Source organism: Croceitalea sp. W27, assembly GCF_055693185.1.
The window spans coordinates 2,158,925-2,173,821 of sequence record NZ_CM146327.1; the positions used below are offsets into that span (position 1 = coordinate 2,158,925).

14 protein-coding genes and 1 tRNA gene are annotated in these 14,897 nt (G+C 37.7%); 6 read left to right on the forward strand and 9 right to left on the reverse strand.

Features of this window, described 5'->3' with window-relative positions; genetic code table 11:
• Positions 1 to 20 precede the first annotated feature (20 nt).
• From ACZ1GR_RS09760 to mce, 7 genes are all read right to left on the reverse strand, one after another.
• On the reverse strand, positions 21 to 1,862 hold the full coding sequence (locus tag ACZ1GR_RS09760) for a serine hydrolase domain-containing protein (protein ID WP_472608803.1): 1,842 nt from the start codon (positions 1,860 to 1,862) through the stop codon (positions 21 to 23).
• Between the two features lie 119 nt (positions 1,863 to 1,981).
• Positions 1,982 to 2,434: a hypothetical protein gene (locus ACZ1GR_RS09765; protein WP_472608804.1), complete on the reverse strand. Its 453-nt coding sequence runs from the start codon at positions 2,432 to 2,434 to the stop codon at positions 1,982 to 1,984.
• A 59-nt stretch (positions 2,435 to 2,493) separates the two neighbouring features.
• Complete coding sequence (locus ACZ1GR_RS09770; RefSeq protein ID WP_472608805.1) at positions 2,494 to 4,203, reverse strand: serine hydrolase domain-containing protein; 1,710 nt, start codon at positions 4,201 to 4,203, stop codon at positions 2,494 to 2,496.
• Complete coding sequence (locus ACZ1GR_RS09775; RefSeq protein WP_472608806.1) at positions 4,200 to 5,333, reverse strand: nuclear transport factor 2 family protein; 1,134 nt, start codon at positions 5,331 to 5,333, stop codon at positions 4,200 to 4,202. Before ACZ1GR_RS09775 ends, ACZ1GR_RS09770 begins: the two co-directional genes overlap by 4 nt.
• 96 nt (positions 5,334 to 5,429) lie before the next feature.
• Positions 5,430 to 6,212 (reverse strand): helix-turn-helix domain-containing protein, encoded by a 783-nt coding sequence (locus tag ACZ1GR_RS09780; protein WP_377766993.1) that lies wholly within the window; start codon positions 6,210 to 6,212, stop codon positions 5,430 to 5,432.
• 532 nt (positions 6,213 to 6,744) lie between these two features.
• A tRNA-Ile gene (locus ACZ1GR_RS09785) sits at positions 6,745 to 6,818 on the reverse strand.
• Positions 6,819 to 6,871: 53 nt separating this feature from the next.
• Positions 6,872 to 7,285 (reverse strand): methylmalonyl-CoA epimerase, encoded by a 414-nt coding sequence (gene mce / locus ACZ1GR_RS09790; protein ID WP_472608807.1) that lies wholly within the window; start codon positions 7,283 to 7,285, stop codon positions 6,872 to 6,874.
• Between the two features lie 40 nt (positions 7,286 to 7,325).
• Between mce and rbfA the strand changes: the two genes are divergently transcribed.
• Together rbfA and ACZ1GR_RS09800 are read left to right on the forward strand one after the other, a co-directional pair.
• Positions 7,326 to 7,718 (forward strand): 30S ribosome-binding factor RbfA, encoded by a 393-nt coding sequence (rbfA, locus tag ACZ1GR_RS09795; RefSeq protein WP_472608808.1) that lies wholly within the window; start codon positions 7,326 to 7,328, stop codon positions 7,716 to 7,718.
• Positions 7,719 to 7,721: 3 nt separating this feature from the next.
• Entirely contained in the window at positions 7,722 to 8,930 is a 1,209-nt protein-coding gene (locus ACZ1GR_RS09800; protein WP_472608809.1) for an ABC transporter permease, read from the forward strand.
• A 71-nt stretch (positions 8,931 to 9,001) separates the two neighbouring features.
• Here the strand turns inward: ACZ1GR_RS09800 and dusB are convergent, their stop codons facing one another.
• The gene (gene dusB / locus ACZ1GR_RS09805) at positions 9,002 to 10,000 is read right to left on the reverse strand and encodes a tRNA dihydrouridine synthase DusB (protein WP_472608810.1); all 999 of its coding nucleotides are present in this window, start codon (positions 9,998 to 10,000) and stop codon (positions 9,002 to 9,004) included.
• A gap of 41 nt (positions 10,001 to 10,041) precedes the next feature.
• Positions 10,042 to 11,262 (reverse strand): M28 family peptidase, encoded by a 1,221-nt coding sequence (locus ACZ1GR_RS09810; RefSeq protein ID WP_472608811.1) that lies wholly within the window; start codon positions 11,260 to 11,262, stop codon positions 10,042 to 10,044.
• A 123-nt stretch (positions 11,263 to 11,385) separates the two neighbouring features.
• Between ACZ1GR_RS09810 and ACZ1GR_RS09815 the strand changes: the two genes are divergently transcribed.
• Genes ACZ1GR_RS09815 through ACZ1GR_RS09830 form a run of 4 tightly spaced genes read left to right on the forward strand, consistent with a single transcriptional unit; the run spans position 11,386 to position 14,831 of the window.
• Positions 11,386 to 12,507, forward strand: a complete 1,122-nt coding sequence (locus ACZ1GR_RS09815) for a TolB family protein (RefSeq protein ID WP_472608812.1) — start codon at positions 11,386 to 11,388, stop codon at positions 12,505 to 12,507.
• Positions 12,495 to 13,265: a prolipoprotein diacylglyceryl transferase family protein gene (locus ACZ1GR_RS09820; protein WP_472608813.1), complete on the forward strand. Its 771-nt coding sequence runs from the start codon at positions 12,495 to 12,497 to the stop codon at positions 13,263 to 13,265. The genes ACZ1GR_RS09815 and ACZ1GR_RS09820 overlap by 13 nt, the downstream gene beginning before the upstream one ends.
• The gene (locus ACZ1GR_RS09825) at positions 13,237 to 14,631 is read left to right on the forward strand and encodes a radical SAM protein (protein WP_472608814.1); all 1,395 of its coding nucleotides are present in this window, start codon (positions 13,237 to 13,239) and stop codon (positions 14,629 to 14,631) included. The genes ACZ1GR_RS09820 and ACZ1GR_RS09825 overlap by 29 nt, the downstream gene beginning before the upstream one ends.
• Positions 14,628 to 14,831: a hypothetical protein gene (locus ACZ1GR_RS09830; protein ID WP_472608815.1), complete on the forward strand. Its 204-nt coding sequence runs from the start codon at positions 14,628 to 14,630 to the stop codon at positions 14,829 to 14,831. Before ACZ1GR_RS09825 ends, ACZ1GR_RS09830 begins: the two co-directional genes overlap by 4 nt.
• Positions 14,832 to 14,897: the final 66 nt, after the last annotated feature.

Genomic DNA, 14,897 nt, shown 5'->3' on the forward strand with positions numbered 1-14,897 from the left:
AATTCGATTTTCAGCAGTATCTAATAATTCCACATTTTTAGTCCAATAAAGCCAATGCTCCATAAATACCATGCTAGTGATAGCGCTCCTATAGAAGTAAGTATATACAAACCATTAAAGACCTTAGATCCGGTTAACTTAAAACACCTATAAATTGAAAATACCGACATGATAACAAAAGTGAATGAGCTCAAATACATGAGTACGGAGGGGAAATCTATGCCTGAAAATGATTTTAAATTACTCGCAGTTGTACCAAAACCAACAAAAATTAAGATAAATGAGACGCCAACCCCAAAAATAGTAAGCTGATTGACTGGGCTTTTTTTGTTTTTTCTAAAGCCATTTCTGATTAGCCATATCAAACTAGACAATGTGAAAGCAAGTACTAAGACTACAGATAATAATATGCCGAAAAAAAGAAAAATTCTTTTTAACCATGATTGCCGCACTGTATAATTATCATTTATCCATAAGACCTTGTTTTCAGAATCATTACCTATAAATAGTACAGATGGCACACCTTCATCATTTAAATAGAATTGATTCTTACCTGCATAATATAAAGTGTCTTTAGATTTTCCTAACAAGGTTCTTGTAATCACTTTCTCTTTTTGAAAATCCAATTTCAATCCGGCGAGCATATCATCTGGAAAGGTCGTTAGTTTACTTTTGGGGCTTTTGAATTCGTAAAATCCTGAAAATTCGTCTTTCATTGAATCTGGAATCGGCACTATTTTTCTGTTCTCATTCATTTTATTTACAGTGCTTAAAACCTGCTCCAAGATTTCATCGACGATTTCGTTTGCGTTTCCGTTTCTATTTATTGCCACCGCCACTCCGATATCTGCATCTCTTGAGTAAACATATCGTGAGGTAAAACCGTCTATTTGCCCTCCATGGCCATGAAAAAGAAAACCATTTTTCCATATGGAATAATTACCAAGTCCATATCCAACTATCAATCCATTCTTAGCTGCAATACTGGTCTTGGGACTTTCGATTCTCTCAAACTCTTCTTTTGAAAATACCGAGGTATCACGCTTGATCATGTGCTGAAGGTATGCGGCAATATCAACTGCATTTGCACAAAAATCTCCTGCCGGACTGCCATTTATTGTGGCAAATTCTATAGGATTTAAGATTTTACCGTTTCGTTGGTAGCCTTGAGCGAATAAGTTATCCTCAGGTTTATTAAAAAAATAACCCGAAGACCACATTCCTATTGGTTTTAGAATGTTTCTATCAACATATTCAGTAAAAGAAATATTTGATATCTTTTCAATTAAATGCCCAGCAAGAATATAATTCGGATTTGCATATGCTTTTTTTGTCCCTGGCATCCATCTAGAATGTAACGAATTCCTATGGTCATTAACCAAATTAATTATGGCCGGAAGAGTGTTGTATTTTGTATTGTACATAGCATGAAGATGAAAATCTTCAAAACCAGAAGTGTGTTCTAAAAGATGCGATACTCTAACTGGAGATTTGTCTTTCCATTTATTTGTAAATGGAATATTCTTATCGATTTCAATTATAGGCGTACTTAAATCATATGGTGAATCTCCAAGTAATTTATAGAGTCCCATCGCCGTAAATGATTTAGAAATTGACCCTTGACGAAATAAATGTTTCTCGGTAACTTTTTCTTTCTTTTGAATATCTGCATAACCTATACCACCCACAAAGATTTTACTGTCAGCAGTAACAATGCTAATCATTGCACCTGGGATAAGTTTCTTTTCAATATAACTTTCAAGACTATCAAGCAGTATTTCCGTTTTACCTTGACCGAAACTATTCGTTGAGCCTAATACTATGGTAATTAGTGTTATTATTATAGTGAACGATTTTTTCATAGAATTAAGTGCTAATTTTCTAGTGGTGTTAATTGGGGCTCTGCGATTATATCACTCAAATAAATAATTAGTAAAACATATTTCATCACTGCATCAGTTCAATTAGTTGTTTTTTTCAATTAAAATCGAGCAAACCAGGTCATTTCATGATTTTGCGGAACTCTTCGCACCACGGAATCTGACTTTCTATTATACCAAACAGCATCGAAATTTCCCGAAGTGGTTAAAACCACACGCCATTCGACATACAGATTCTCATAATCTTCGTACGAAGCAGATAGGTTCTTCCAATCTGTATCGGCAAAAATCTGTGGGTCAAGGTAAGCCACAACCTCTTTTTCATTTAAAATCGCTAACCATATTGGTGAACTTAAATGTTCAATTTTTCTTGTTTTCCCCACAGATTGCCAACCAATTTTAATATCCGCACCTTCTCTAATTGCCTTAATAACATTTTCCTTGGAACCTAAAAGGGTTTCTCCATTTTTAGCATTCCTATAAAGCAGCTGTACTTCAAGAGAGCGACTTTCTTTTTTACAAGAAGTACAGATTGAGAAGGCTATGCAAACCAAAAGCAAGCAAGTTTGAAAATTACTAGGTGACAGATTGGCTTTCATTTTCTTAAACTCAACTACTTGTAGGGTTTTACTATAGTGTGTTTCAAATTATACAAATGATCGTCATATCTGGTAAAACCTGTTATTGTATTATTTTGATTCCTTTCAAAATGGATATATCCTGAATGTTCTGAGGTAAATATATCTTCCGCAATGCCCTGCAAACGGAAAATTTCCGCTCCTTTTACCAATACTTGTAATTCGTTCTCCACAGCAACAATTTGAAAAAAATCGTCCACATCTTTATTGTAATAGTTATTTTCAAACTGTTTCAAATCGGACTGTTTGTATGTATGCTCCTTATATTTTTGATAGGGCATTGGTTCTTGGTCATTAATGGTCACTACAAATGAATTAAACGAATTCTTGTCAAATAAAAACTTCACCCGTGATGTATGCTCATAGACTAACACATTCGGAGCTATAGCAACTAATGGCACTGGATTGGCCCCAGCACGCTCATAAACCAATCTATTATCTTCTAATAAAATCTCCCTTAAATAACCGTTTAAAGTACTATAATATTTACTAATGAATTTTTTCTTTTGATTGTTCGTAAGAGTTAATGGCTCCATTTCATGATCGCTGTTGGCACTCATGGCTTGCCTTGCCTGAGTAATCTCTTCATTTAAAAAAAGAGGTGCTATCTGATCTAATAATTGCCAGACATTGGTATTCGCATTATTGCTAAGTAAGATTATAGAGGTGTCATGATTTAAAAATTTATAGAACAGTGACCGAAATCCTGCCCAACTTCCGCTATGAGCAACTCTTGGCAAACCGTCAATGTCATAATGATTTTCGTAAAACAGGCCTCCTGCATAACTAATGGCTTCTCCATTATTTAATTTCCCTGGGGTAATCATTCTTTTAATAAATTGCTCACCACCAACTTTTCCGGTTTTTAAATTATCGCTCCAACGAATAAAATCCTCCAAGTTGGTATGCAATCCCCCGTCGCCGACAACAGTAGCATTATAGTTATGATTTTCTATAAAAGATTCTCCATTTAACTCATAGCCGATAGCAACATTTTTGATGATGGCATCCCTTTTTTCCTTAAAAAATGTATGCTCCATGCCTAAAGGCTTAAACAAATGTCTTTTAGCATATTCTGCAAGCGATTGGCCGCTTACTTTTTCTACTATGCTGGCTAAAAGTGCATAGTTTGTATTGCTATAGTAATAGCGTGTTCCAGTAGGAAAGTTTAATCCTTTATGTCTTGCCAATATTTTAATAGCATCTTCATTGTTAAAGCTATCGCCCCAGAAGGTATTTTTAGAATGTAAGGTTGCTAAATAACTGCGAACACCGCTGGTATGATGAATTAAATTTTTAATAGTGATTTCACCTTGAGGATAAGTAGGGATTTCTGGTAAATAATTCTGAATTGGGTCATTGATATCTAACTTACCCTCTTGCTCAAGCAGAAAGATACATGCTGCCGTAAACTGTTTGGAGTTAGAAGCAACATCAAATATCGTTTCTGTAGTAACCGGAATGTTATACGACATATTTGCCAAGCCATATCCTTTTTGAAACAGTGTCTTGCCATTTTTCGCAACAGCTATTGCACAACCCGGTTGTTCTTTAAAACTGCTAAAAATAGAATCGATTTGTTGCTCAAGCTCTTGACTAACTTTTGTTTGTCCATAAATCATCATCGGTGAAACCATAACGATTGCTATGATGTTGATGTATCTTTTAAAATTTTTTTTCATCATTTTATCAATTTCGAAGCGATTAATTTTTTGCTGATTTCGATACTTTTTCTGGTAACCATCTCTGAAGAGAGTGAATTCTGCCCTGTTACCAAACGACCATCGACTTCCATATGCGGAGTGCCAATTTTTGAGTGATAAAAATTCCCTCCCCTTTCTTTTAAAAGTGTTTCTATAATAAAAGGGTATTGGGTGTAGTGCGGCAATTGTTTGCTCTCGTGGGAGTCGGGCACACCGTTTACCCTTTTGTTTTTAATAAGATATTGTCCATCTTTAGTTTTTAAGTTTACAATACCCGCCGTGCCATGGCAAACCGCAGCGATTACACCATTATTTTCATAGATTTTTATAGCGATATCTTGGAGTTCAATATTTTGAGGAATATCAAATATAGGGGCACTACCTCCGGTAAATTGAAGAACAACATAGTCATCAGGGCTTATTTCTTCTGGTTTTTGGGTATGTGAAATGGCATATATAAAATCAGTATCATACAAATATTGTAGCTGCAGGCTATCTGCAGGGTTTATATAAGCCAGTGGGATTTTTCCGCCTTTAGGGCTAACGACATCTACATGGTACCCTGCCTTTTTATATTCATCGTAAGCCACAACCACTTCTGAAAAACTATTACCTGCCGGAAGTTCAGAATTTCCTTGTTTTGATACGTTGGAAACAACTAAAAGTACCTTTTCACCATTCTTATAGGTATTTTCGCTGCCCGCGGTCTTGCTAATGATTTTCCAGCCGTCATCCAGTTTTTTTAACAATAAATAGTCGATAAATCTAAGGTTTGCTTCGGGTAGTAACACCTCCAATTTGGCTGTTGCAATGCCTCCAAATCGGTCAATATTTAAAATGTTGGTTGTCCTTCCGTTGAATTGGCCCGCTTTTGACGCATCAATGCGATTCGCATATTCTTCAACTTTCATTATGAATAAAGGCTTGTCTTTATGATCTAAAAACATGTTGGCCCCAGGTAAAAATGCAGATAAAACTTTTTCGGATTGGTTGTATGCAGTGCCTAGGGCATAACTGTCAATTACGTTATGTATTGCTACTTCTTCGGTTTGAGAGAATATGCAACTAACGTATCCAAAAAACACAAGATAGCGTAGTTTCTTTGTAATCATATAATTTGATGATTTCAATTCATTAATTTCTGGTCAAAAAAAGAAAACAGCAAAGGATAATCCTACCAGAATCATGATTCTGGTAATCAATTAGCATTAATTTAAGGATTCACGGTATTCTTTGGCAGTAAGACCAACAAACGCTTTGAAGCTGGCATTAAAAGAAGACGTACTATTGAAACCGCTATCGTATGCAATGGCCGAAATTTTGTGGTGATTCTTATCTGTAGAAGCGAGCATGATTTTGGCCTCCTCAACCCTGAGACAGGCGATATACTTAGAATAATTATACCCTTTTATCTGATTGATGGACTGAGAAAGTGATTTTCTTTTAACCTCTAACCGTTCACTAAGTTTTGATAAGGTAAGTTTCGGGTCAAGATATAGCTTTTCGCTTTCCATAATGGTGTCGAGCTTTTCAATCAACCTTGAGGCCTCAGCTTCCGAAATGCTTGAATTTGCATATTTAATAGGTAAATCGGCAGCAATTGCTTTCTTATTTCGGCGAAACACCCAGAGTAAAATGGTAATATAAAAAACGAATGAAAAAGTTAATGCCCCAACAATATATGATGTATACTCTCCAAAGTCGTAAGCTAAATACACCAAGAAAACACCTACGGAAATATTCAATAACCAAATTTCTTCATCTGCGATTTCCCGGCTATTGTTAAAAAACTTTTTAACAATAGGAATCATATGAACACTTGCGGCGATAATACAGAAAAACCACAGTTTGTAAAAAAGATTTATAAAAGGGGCCCAAATATTATGATATTCATAGTACGGATAGCGAATGCCCAAGAATAGAATCAGCACAAGAAACGGCAATATATACCACCACCATGTTTTTTTCAGCCGATGCTCTTTTTTAGTCATCGAAACTACATAGAGATAATAAAAAGGACCAATAAAAATACATGCAGATAGACCAATTTGGACGAAAAGCTGAAAAAGATGGGGGTTAAAATATAGAAATACAGATTTTATGGTGCGTATACTAAGCATCAAAATCAGTGCTCCCAAAAAGTAATCGCTAAGTCGTTTTTCTTTTTTAAAATAAAGAAAGTATAAACTCAAAAGAAGTCCATTAAAAGCGCCAAGGGCACTAAAAATTAAAATACTTTGCTGTTCAAGATTCACGACTTAAATATAAACAATAATGACGTTGATGTATCTTTCAATTGTGTAGCTGACCATTAGCAGGTGTTTTTCCAAAATAGTTCAAAATACGCGCAATTCAATACAACCGTGCTGAAAGCGATGGCGATAAAGTTTCTATTGGAAGGAGGGATGGAGATTCGTTAAAAGAGAAATGTATTTTAGCCTCTGTGTAACTGGACCAATAAAAATAAAAAAGCCTGAAAATGAACTATTTTCAGGCTTTTAGGGAATTTTTGAAATTTCCCAGTGGTCCCACCTGGGCTCGAACCAGGGACCAACTGATTATGAGTCAGCTACTCTAACCAACTGAGCTATAGGACCTATTTTCTAGGGCAGCAAAATTAGGATATATTTTTCTATACACCAACATTTTCTTAGCCTTCATTTTCATTGATTTCTTGGCAAAGTTCTACCAAGACACCATTTGTAGTTTTTGGATGCAAGAAAGCCACCCATTTATTGTCTGCACCTTTTTTAGGTTCTTCGTTTAAAACGGTAAACCCCTCATTTTTCAATCGTGCTATTTCTTGCTTGATGTTTTCTACCGCAAAAGCGATATGGTGTACACCTTCTCCTTTTCGGTCTATAAATTTCGCTATAGGGCTATCTTCATTGGTAGCTTCTAACAATTCAATCTTATTTGGTCCCGTTTTAAAAAAAGAAGTGCGCACCCCTTCTGTAGCTACCTCCTCGATTTTATAATGTAGCGTTCCAAAAAGCTTTTTAAATAATTGGTTAGAAGCATCCAAGTCTTTGACCGCTATGCCTATGTGTTCTATCTTATCCATTTCACCACTAAGATAGCATTATTACCTTATTTTTGCAGGTATGGAAACACAACGCCAGAAAAAAATCGCAGGTATCATTCAAAAAGATATGGCCGAAGTTCTGCAGAGAGCAGCTACTGATGGCGGACTTAAAGGAACCTTGATTTCGGTTTCAAAGGTTTATATCACTTCTGATCTATCTATTGCTAAAGTTTATGTAAGCATATTTCCTAATGATAAAGCTTCTGAGCTATTGGAGGGCATGAAGTCTAACGAGCCTCTTATTAAGCATGAATTGGCACAACGAACCAAAAACCAACTTCGTCGTGTTCCAAATTTGACCTTTTATTTAGATGATTCCCTTGATTATATCGATGGTATTGAAAAATCATTAAAAGGAGAAGAGAATCCTATTGAAAATCGAGACCTGCTTGCCAAACGAAAGAAATCTTAAAAATTGAGTTTTCCGTTTTACATCGCCAAGCGGTATTTGCGTTCAAAAAGCAGCCAAAATGCGGTAAATATTATCAATTTTATTACTTTTTTGGTCATTGTTATCGGCTCCGCAGCCTTATTTATAGTGCTTTCCGCTTTCGCGGGATTAAAAACATTTAGCCTTCAATTTACAAACGTATTCGACCCCGATATAAAGGCTATACCAACTACTGGTAAATTCTTTTCTATTTCACCTGAAGAGGAAGATGCCTTGTCTAACTTAAACGGTATGGCAAGTTATTCTAAAGAGCTAGAAGAGCGCGTTTATCTAACCTTTAGAGAAAAGGGCGACTTAGCTTATATTAAAGGGGTCGATGAAAATTATCGTTCTGTAACCGGTATCGATAGCACCCTTTATTTTGGCAATTGGGGCGTAACGGAATACAATGCGGTTATGGGAATTGGTATTTACAATGAACTTGGGGTGCCCATAGACAATTACAGAACCCCCATGCAGGTTCTGGCCCCAAAACCTGGAAAAGGCTCTTTTTCTCCACAATCATTAAACACCGAATTATACAATAGCTTGCCGCTTGTAGTAAGCGGAGTTTACACGATTGAAGAGGGTTTGGACAAAAAATATGTAATTACACAATTACATTTGGTACAAGAGCTCTTGGAAAAAGACGGTACACAGGTTTCGGCAGTAAATTTTAAGTTAAGCAGTGGTATGGCATTAGAAGATGCCCGTTCATCTATAAAAAAAGTCCTGGGCGAAAAAGCAATCGTCTTAAGTCGTCGTGAGCTTAACGGTACGCTTTATAAAATGCTCAATACCGAAAACCTTGCTACCTACCTCATCTTCACATTAGTTTTGATTATAGCCTTGTTCAATGTGGTTGGCGCCATTATTATGATGATTCTAGACAAACAACAAAACTCTAAGACCTTATTTGCGCTAGGCACCACTATCAAAGAACTACGGCGCATTTACTTTTTGCAAGGTGTCTTGGTAACATCTTTAGGAGGCTTCATCGGAGTTTTGATCGGTGCTATTCTAATTGGCTCTCAGCTCGCTTTTGAATGGTTGAAGATAACCCCCTCTTTGGCATATCCTGTAGAATTTGATTTGCTGAACGTCTTTGTGGTTTTAGCTACCATTATAGTTTTGGGCTTGATTTCTTCAAAGATTGCAAGTAGTAGAATTACTAAAAAGTTAGTCGCGCAATAAAATTCAGTGTTTATTTAATCTTTGAATGACACCCCTAAAGTCCCCTCAAGGGGACAATTTTATAAATAAACTTAGGTAGTAACGAATTGGTGGTCGCCAAACTTTTCTAACACCTCATCAAAAGCCGCAAATACATCCGCCGATTCATCGCTGGTCACCATTTTCATTCGATACTCTTTGAAATTGGGAATTCCCTTAAAGTAATTCGTATAATGGCGACGAGTTTCAAAAACACCTAGCTTTTCCCCTTTCCAATCAATAGACATTTGTAGGTGTCTTCTAGCCGCTTCTACACGTTCTGCCAAGGTTGGGGGTGCTAAATGCTCCCCTGTTTTAAAAAAGTGTTTTACTTGCTTAAAAAACCACGGATTTCCAATAGTTGCGCGGCCGATCATAGCACCGTCCAACCCATAACTATCCCGCATTTCTACAGCGCGTTCTGGCGTATTGACATCGCCATTGCCAAATACGGGTATATGCATTCTAGGGTTGTTTTTTACCGCTGCTATCGGTTTCCAATCTGCGTCGCCTTTATACATTTGTGCTCTGGTACGCCCATGAATGGCAATAGCGGCGCAGCCTACGTCTTGCAGTCGTTCAGCTACCTCGACAATTTTTATAGAATCGTGGTCCCAACCTAATCTTGTTTTTACGGTGACTGGCAGTTTGGTACGTTTTACCATTTCTGCCGTTAGCTGCTCCATCAGGCAGATATCCTTTAAAATTCCGGCACCGGCACCTTTAGAAACTACTTTTTTTACGGGGCACCCAAAATTAATATCAATAATATCAGGATTAGAACGCTCTACAATATCTATGGTTTGCAACATACTATCCATATTGGCGCCAAAAATCTGTATGCCAACAGGGCGTTCTTTTTCATAGATATCCAATTTCATCACACTTTTAGCGGCATCACGAATCAAACCTTCGGAAGAGATAAACTCCGTGTAGACCACATCGGCACCCTGCTCTTTGCACAAAGCGCGAAAAGGAGGGTCGCTCACGTCCTCCATAGGGGCTAGAAGCAATGGAAAATCCGGTAATTGTATGTTGCCTATCTTGGGCATTTTAGATTCTGATTTTTAAGGGGTTGCAAAAATAAGGAAATTTAAAATTTTACTTCCGCCTCAACTTTTTCCCCATTACGGTTTACCACCACTTTGGCAATGCTTCCTTCGTCAAAAGCAGAAAGCGCTCTCATATAGCTCATCATGTCGCTAACTGTGCTGTCGCCTAGTTGTATTACAATATCCCCCTTTAAAAGCCCTGCTTTGTAAGCTGGTCTATTTTCTGTTATACCGTCTATTCGCATCCCTTTTCCATCAAAAAGATAATCGGGCATCACTCCAAGACCAACTTTAAAACGGGGTACTTCTTCACTTTCATTTTTAGTAGTTCTGAAGGCCAATTTTTTCTTGTCATCCAGCTCGGCAACGATGCTCAGAATATAATTGCCGATTAGCTCCATCCCTTCATAGTTCAACTTTTCAAAATCATCGGAAGGTTTGTGATAGTCTTCGTGTTGCCCAGTGAAGAAATGCAAAGCAGGAATGTTCTGTAAGTAGAACGAGGTATGGTCGCTGGGGCCGACCCCTGATTCGCTCAACACCAATTTGAAGCTTGGATTGGTGGAATTCAAAACTTGGTTCCAAATGGGCGCCGTACCCGTTCCGCTTATGGAAAGTGTCTTTTCTTCGCGCAAGCGACCGACCATATCCATATTGATCATGTAGTTGGCCATAGCTAAATCGATTGTCGGGTTTTTCGAAAAGTAATTACTGCCCAACAACCCCATTTCCTCACCTGAAAATGCGATGAACAAATAATTGCTTCCTACTAAGGTATCTTTCAATTTTTCTGCAAGCCGAAGCATCAAGGCTACACCACTTGCATTGTCATCAGCGCCATTATGAATTGCCTCCCCATCCGCATAGAGCGAACCCTGTCCACCCATGCCTAAATGGTCGTAATGTGCTCCAATAATCACCGTTTTCATTACTTGATTATCGACATAGCCAATTACATTAGTGCCCGTAATAGTGCTATCGCCTGAAATATACTGCACTTCGGAATGTGGGTCTGTTTTGGGCTTAAAGGAATAGGTCTGAAAATAAGTGCTAGCGTTTCCTCTTGGTTGCAGTCCTATATTTTCCATTCGCTTTTGCAGATAACCTGCGGCCATAAGTTCTTGAGCAGTTCCTGTTTCACGACCCAACAGACTATCGGCCGCTAAAAATGAGACATCATCTTTCAAAGAGACCTTTTTAGGCGGTTCCTGTTTACAGGATATAAAAAGGATTATTAGCAGGTAAAAAACAGTTCTATTCATGATATTTGTAAAATAAACAGCGTAAAGATAAAACATAAAAAGACCCTGAAAGTTTTCAGGATTGGTTCAACTTCCTAATTTTAATTCGTTTTAAACTCTTAAAATTGGGGTTTCACTAATAATATGTATGCAATGAGAATTCCTTTTGTTTTAATACTCCTATTTCTAATCGGAAGCTGCAAGTCAGAGCCCAAGAAAACGGAAGCTGCTCCGGAAAAAGAAAATACAAACTCTTTAATGGCCGGAAGTGATACGCTCATCTATCCTGAGGAAAAATATTTTAAATCTATTCGTCAAATTACGTTCGGAGGTGATAATGCAGAAGCCTATTGGAGTTGGGACGATAAGCAAATGATCTTTCAATCGAATAATGAAGATTGGGGAATGGAATGCGACCAGATGTTTTTAATGAATATCGACGAGAATTTCAAGGATAAAAAGCCACCAATGATCAGTACCGGGTTTGGGCGCACCACCTGTGCCTATTTTCTGCCCGATAACAAACATTATGTCTACGGCTCTACGCATTTAGTTGACAAGGAGTGTCCAGAGGTTCCTCTTCGTAAAAACGGGAATTACGTTTGGCCTGTTTATGATTCGTTCGACATATTTGTAGCCGATTTAGAAGGAAATATCACCGCGCAACTTACAGACGAAGTGGGCTATGACGCAGAGGCTACGGTGTCTCCAAAGGGTGATAAAATTGTTTTTACTTCAGATAGAAGTGGCGACTTAGAACTATACACTATGAATTTAGATGGTTCAGATGTAAAACAAATTACAGATGAATTGGGGTATGATGGCGGCGCTTTTTTCTCCCCCGATGGCACTAAATTGATATTTAGGGCTTCCCGACCAAAAACCCCTGAAGAAATCAAAAAATACAAAGACTTATTAGCGGATGGCCTTGTAGAGCCCACTGAAATGGAGCTGTTTATTTGCAATGCCGATGGGTCGGATTTAAAGCAGTTGACCTTTTTGGGCAACGCGAATTGGAGTCCGTTTTTTCATCCTTCCGGAGAGAAAATTTTATTCTCTAGTAATTTTGAAGCCGAAAAGGGATTCCCGTTTAATCTGTACTTTATTGATATTGACGGAAAAAACCTAGAGCGTGTTACCCATGGGGAAACCTTTGATGCTTTCCCTGTTTTCTCTAATGATGGTAAATACTTGGCCTTTTCAAGTAACCGCAATAATGGCGGTACCCGCGATACGAATTTGTTCATTGCCGAATGGCAGGAATAGACCTCCCATTTGAACCTATACTATTCGGTGTTAAATTGAACATGCACCTAATACTAGAGTATGTGGCTTTCTTTGTAGCCTTTCGGTATTATGTAATCCATAGAAAGAATAGTGCTGATCCCATTTCATCGAACAATAGATTGTCAATCATTATCGGTGCTATTTTCGGTGCACTTTTCTTTTCTAGATTTGTTGCCTTTTTAGAAAATCCGGCCTTACATCTTGAACAGGGTTGGTTAGCCATTCTTAACAACAAAACCATCATGGGTGGACTTTTCGGTGGTTTGTTGGGAGTCGAACTTGCCAAAAAAATTATAGGGGAAAAACAATCTTCAGGTGATTTGTTTACCCTTCCTATTATTTTGGGTATTATCATAGGTCGCGTAGGTTGTTTTTTAGCTGGGGTAAAAGAATTCACTTATGGCACTATCACTTCTTCCTTTATGGGCATGGATTTAGGAGATGGTATGAATCGGCATCCCATAGCGCTTTATGAAATCGTATTTTTGGTCTTTCTTTTTATTTGGATTCGAAAATTTCAAAAGCGACCCGTTTCTTTTGAAAGTGGCATTTCGTTCAAGATTTTTATGATTTGTTATTTCGGATTCCGGTTTTGTATCGAATTTTTCAAACCGAATACCTTTTTCTTTCTAGGCCTGAGCAGCATTCAACTATTATGCTTAATTTGTTGGTTATACTACTATAAAACCATCATTCAAGCAATTAAATATGCCGGAAAGAAATTACACCTACTATGATTTTACATTAAGCCTTTGCCCCGATTGTCTTCGAAGGGTTGATGCCAAAATCATTTTCGAAAACGATAAGGTGTATATGTTGAAAAACTGCAAAGAGCACGGTAGGTCAAAGGTTCTGATTGCAGATGATATCGAATACTATAAAAACATTCGAAACTATAACAAAGTCTCGGAATACCCCAAAACCTTCAATACAAAGACGCATTATGGCTGCCCTTACGATTGTGGGTTGTGCCCCGACCACGAGCAGCATTCATGTCTTACCGTGGTAGAGGTAACGGACCGTTGTAATTTAACATGCCCGACTTGTTATGCGGGCTCCTCGCCGACTTACGGCAGACATCGTACTTTAGGGGAAATCAAAAAGATGCTCGATGTCATCGTAAAAAATGAGGGTGAACCCGATGTTGTGCAAATTAGTGGGGGCGAGCCCACGATACACCCACAGTTTTTTGAAATCATGGACTATGCCAAATCCTTACCGATTCGGCATTTAATGGTCAATACCAACGGCATTAAAATCGCCAAAGATTTTGCCTTTGCGCAACGGTTGGCGACCTATGCTCCTGATTTTGAAATTTACTTACAGTTCGATTCTTTAGATAATCAGGTTTTGCGAACACTACGTGGCGCGGATCTTGCCGATACTCGCTTAAAAGCCATAGAAAACCTCAACAAACTAAACCTTTCTACCACCTTGGTGGTTACCCTTCAAAAGGGTTTGAATGACCATGAGATGGGAGAAACCATAGATTTTGCTCTGAAGCAAAAGTGTATTCGTGGTGTGACTTTTCAGCCCACTCAAATTGCCGGTCGTTTAGAAAATTTTGAAGTTGATGAAAATCGAATTACACTGACTGAAGTACGAAGAAAAATTTTAGAGCAATCCCCTATTTTCGAATCCGATGATTTAATTCCTGTGCCTTGTAACCCAGATGCCTTGGTCATGGCTTACGCACTGAAATTGGGTGATCAGGTGAGTCCGTTAACACGGTATATCAATCCAGATGATTTATTGAACGAAGGTAAGAACACCATAATCTATGAACAAGATGAGCAATTACATGGCAAAATGATTGAATTGTTCAGTACGGGAAATTCCGTTGAGAGAGCTTCGGAAAATCTAAAAAGCATTATGTGCTGCCTACCTGAAATAGATGCGCCGGAATTGGGATACGATAATCTCTTTCGTATTATCATTATGCAATTTATCGATGCCCATAACTTCGATGTTAGGGCCATTAAAAAGAGTTGCGTACATATTGTGAACAAAGACTATAAAATCATTCCTTTTGAGACGATGAATCTGTTTTATCGGGATGATAAGATTGAACGGTTGAAAGAATTACAAAATGAATCTCTATGAGTATATTCTTTTTAGAGCTGTATTTTAATGATTTTTCGGCTATTGGCTTCTTTATGTTTGGGCCTACTATTTTATTTTTATTGATAAGTATAATACTGTTCATTGCAAAACAAAAAAAGCCTGGAAAGATATTCTTAATCATCTCTGGCTGCTGTTTGCTTATAGCAGCAGGATTGTGTGGAATAGGTGAACTAATTTAAACTGTATTACAATGTTTTCGATTTTTTCTTTAGAGGTGGGCAATTTAGACGGTTTGGTCGTCCTCA